Here is a 2821-nt window from a genome sequence, read left to right on the forward strand (position 1 = left end):
ATACTTTATAAAGTATTTTAATACTTTTTTGAATCCGTCAATGCGTAAGTCCTAGTTAATACTTTTTAAGTTATTTAAATTTACTTTCAGTTCTGTTGGTTGTTTTCCTGAGATGTAAACGTATAGAAAACTCTACTTGGGTTAATCCCATTTTTTCACACCCTGCTTTAGAGTCAGGCAGCCTAAGGTCTGTGGCTTGGCTTGCCTGAATTTCATCACGTTTTATGGCACCTGCTTCTTTTAGTGAAAGGACAAGATGATCAAATAGTTTGTTATTCATGGAGCGGTCCTTTCACATTATTGAAGCCTGGTGGAAATTTTTTATTGATCTGAAAAAAATCTGCCCAAAACTCTACGCCTAAATTTACTAAAGAAGGATCAGTTTCAAATAATTCCTTCAAATTTTGTGCACTCGTATCTGATTTCCAAAATAGGCTATGTAAAGTGACTGACTGCTTTGCAATATTCATCGTATTTTCATCTGAATAGCGAACGAACAGCGAGATAACCTTTTCATCATTTTCATAAAGAAAGCAAAAAATGATTTTTTCAGAAGAGTCATGTCCTAAAATTTCATCTCTTTTCATAGGTTTTAGTACTCATTTCATCAAGTTAACAGAAGGCAATTTCAATACTTCTGATTTTATAAATTTTACTCTTTCAATGATGCAGAATCCTTTATCTATTTCTAATAATCAGTCTTTTAGAATGAGTTTTATACAAAAAATGAGGGAAAAACTCCCTCATTTTTCTTAGTGTTGTTCATGTTCTTTGTAGTACTGATGCTGTCTTCTGGAATTATGTTTCCAACTTTTAGCAACTTTATAGACATATGCTGGAAGATCATCCCATGCTTCAGCTAGACCAGGCCCTCGCGCTACACGAAGTTTAAGAGGATAGTTTTTATATTCAATGCAATGAATTGAATAAAAGCTTTTCTCTTGGTGTGTACTGAATTTTTTATGATAAACACTTTTCACATTAGGAAAGCGTTTATAAAAATAATCATTAGGATGTGGTTTTTTTACAGATTGATGATACTGAGATTTCAGTCTTTTCATGATTCCTCCTAGGTAACATTACCTAGAAGGGATCCTGTGCAAAGTAGTTCATCCTATTGCTCCTAATCTAAAGGGTGATTTTTGAATTCTTCAATATGGTTTCACGCAGAATTTTACGTATGCATATTTGATAGCCTTTATCCTCAGAATTATATAAGAACTCTGCTTGTTAAATCTAAACAACCAAAAAGCTGAAAATTAATATTCAATAATACTACATAGTGGTATATGATGAGTTACTACAAGGTAGTATGAACATCAGCAATGTATACAATATGTGAAACCCCATTATTTACTAAATACTGTCTTGTTTATTGGACTCAGGAAGAGTACGAAGAATTTAAAACATTCTTGGCATTAAATCCTGAAGCCGGAGATGTAGAGCCTAATTCAGGTGGCATTCGTAAAATTAGATGGACGAGTGGTGGTAGGGGTAAAAGTGGTGGTGTCAGAGTCATCTACTTTAATCGTTTAACAAATGGAGAGATCTGGTTATTAACCCTGTACAGTAAAAAGCAAACGGTACAGCTTAGTAAGAAAACTCTTCAAGCATTGGTGGAGAAATTAAATGACTCGTTTAATGACTGAAAAAGAACTCGAAGCTTTTGAAGCAACCAGAGATATTGAAGCTGAAATCTTGCTAGGTATAGATGACATGCTTGCTAATAATGCTGCTAAAAGAACTGTAATCACTGAGACCGATGTAGCATTAGCTCGTAGAAAGGCTCAACTGACACAAGAACAGTTTGCCAAACTTCTGGGTGTTTCGAGACGTACACTCGAATCTTGGGAACAAGGTGCTAGAAGACCTTCAGGAGCAGCAACATCCCTTATTCGATTATTTATTGTTGATCCACAATTTGTAAAAGAAAGCCTGGCTTGATTTATATAGCTCTCGATTGAGGGCTATTCGCTATAACCAGATTCGAGAATCATGATGAAGCATTTAGGATTTGTCGGAAAAAGTACAGAACATCTTGGATATACACATGTTGAAATTATTAACAGTTCTCTCCGACTGTCTTTCAACGTGCCATTAAAGAATAATCCTGAGGAAGTCTTTAGAAAAATGGTAGAAAGCAACTACGATTTATTAATGGCGACCTCATCAGAAATTTCGTTTGAATTAGACCATGAAATAATTGAAAATTTAGAAAAATTAATTAAAAAACAAGGTATTGAGTTGGAGGAATTTATTCAGGATACGTTGGTTAAATTTATCAATCAAAACCAATCAGATACTGCCCACTAATTACTATATTCAGGCAATAAAAAACCCCGGCATCCTGCCGGGGTTTTTCATGTTTTCTCATGTGCTTTCACTATCCTCTGGTCCCTATCGAATAACTTATAATTTTTGTTTTATGTTATGGAACTTCCTGTTCCTGATGAGTTCATCATAGGAAAGTTCCAGTATCCTAGATAGCCGCAAAGGGCCGAGATTCACGTAAGCCTGAGCGTACAAAATAGCCTAAATTTTATCCACAAAAAATGTGGATAATTTTAAGCATTCAAGTATTGATAAAATTTAAAAAATCGCAAAATCGACTACTTTTTAAACAAATTTATTGGCAAGAACTATCAAAACTGCTCATAAAAAAGCCGACTTGTTTCCAAGCCGGCTTTTCGACATCGTCGAGCATTATCACTATAACACAAGTATTTGATTTTTATGTGTTTAAAATATGCATTTCGTATAACCGCCATTATGTTAAATGGAATGTTTATGAGAAATTAATAGTCTATTTTTGTTTGAGATT

At 34.1% G+C, this 2821-nt stretch carries 5 protein-coding genes and 1 pseudogene; 3 read left to right on the plus strand and 3 right to left on the minus strand.

The features are described 5' to 3' along the window. Positions 1 to 97: 97 nt before the first annotated feature. The 3 genes and pseudogenes from RWO85_RS10200 to RWO85_RS10210 all read right to left on the minus strand — a co-directional run. Positions 98 to 280 (minus strand): annotated as a pseudogene (locus tag RWO85_RS10200) (transcriptional regulator); the annotation flags it as partial. Further along, positions 273 to 587: a hypothetical protein gene (locus RWO85_RS10205; protein WP_114837847.1), complete on the minus strand. Its 315-nt coding sequence runs from the start codon at positions 585 to 587 to the stop codon at positions 273 to 275. The gene RWO85_RS10205 and the pseudogene RWO85_RS10200, both read right to left, overlap by 8 nt. Before the next feature lie 165 nt (positions 588 to 752). Further along, positions 753 to 1061, minus strand: a complete 309-nt coding sequence (locus RWO85_RS10210; protein WP_111810818.1) for a hypothetical protein — start codon at positions 1059 to 1061, stop codon at positions 753 to 755. Positions 1062 to 1325: 264 nt separating this feature from the next. On the opposite strand from RWO85_RS10210, the gene RWO85_RS10215 reads away from it, so the two are divergent. The 3 genes from RWO85_RS10215 to RWO85_RS10225 are packed head-to-tail and all read left to right on the plus strand — an operon-like array spanning position 1326 to position 2313. After that, the gene (locus tag RWO85_RS10215; RefSeq protein WP_000288001.1) at positions 1326 to 1649 is read left to right on the plus strand and encodes a hypothetical protein; all 324 of its coding nucleotides are present in this window, start codon (positions 1326 to 1328) and stop codon (positions 1647 to 1649) included. Next, entirely contained in the window at positions 1630 to 1944 is a 315-nt protein-coding gene (locus RWO85_RS10220) for a DNA-binding transcriptional regulator (protein WP_111810819.1), read from the plus strand. Before RWO85_RS10215 ends, RWO85_RS10220 begins: the two co-directional genes overlap by 20 nt. Positions 1945 to 1995: 51 nt before the next feature. After that, the gene (locus RWO85_RS10225) at positions 1996 to 2313 is read left to right on the plus strand and encodes a hypothetical protein (RefSeq protein WP_228254635.1); all 318 of its coding nucleotides are present in this window, start codon (positions 1996 to 1998) and stop codon (positions 2311 to 2313) included. The last annotated feature ends 508 nt before the right edge of the window (positions 2314 to 2821 follow it).

Origin of the sequence: uncultured Streptococcus sp. (assembly GCF_963521865.1) — a bacterium.
GTDB lineage: Bacteria > Bacillota > Bacilli > Lactobacillales > Streptococcaceae > Streptococcus.

Bases quoted from the DNA above. Each gene is read 5' to 3' on its own strand.
- RWO85_RS10210 (WP_111810818.1), bottom strand. From the start codon at position 1,061: ATGAAAAGACTGAAATCTCAGTATCATCAATCTGTAAAAAAACCACAT.
- RWO85_RS10225 (WP_228254635.1), top strand. From the start codon at position 1,996: ATGATGAAGCATTTAGGATTTGTCGGAAAAAGTACAGAACATCTTGGA.
- RWO85_RS10220 (WP_111810819.1), top strand. From the start codon at position 1,630: ATGACTCGTTTAATGACTGAAAAAGAACTCGAAGCTTTTGAAGCAACC.
- RWO85_RS10215 (WP_000288001.1), top strand. From the start codon at position 1,326: ATGTATACAATATGTGAAACCCCATTATTTACTAAATACTGTCTTGTT.
- RWO85_RS10205 (WP_114837847.1), bottom strand. From the start codon at position 587: ATGAAAAGAGATGAAATTTTAGGACATGACTCTTCTGAAAAAATCATT.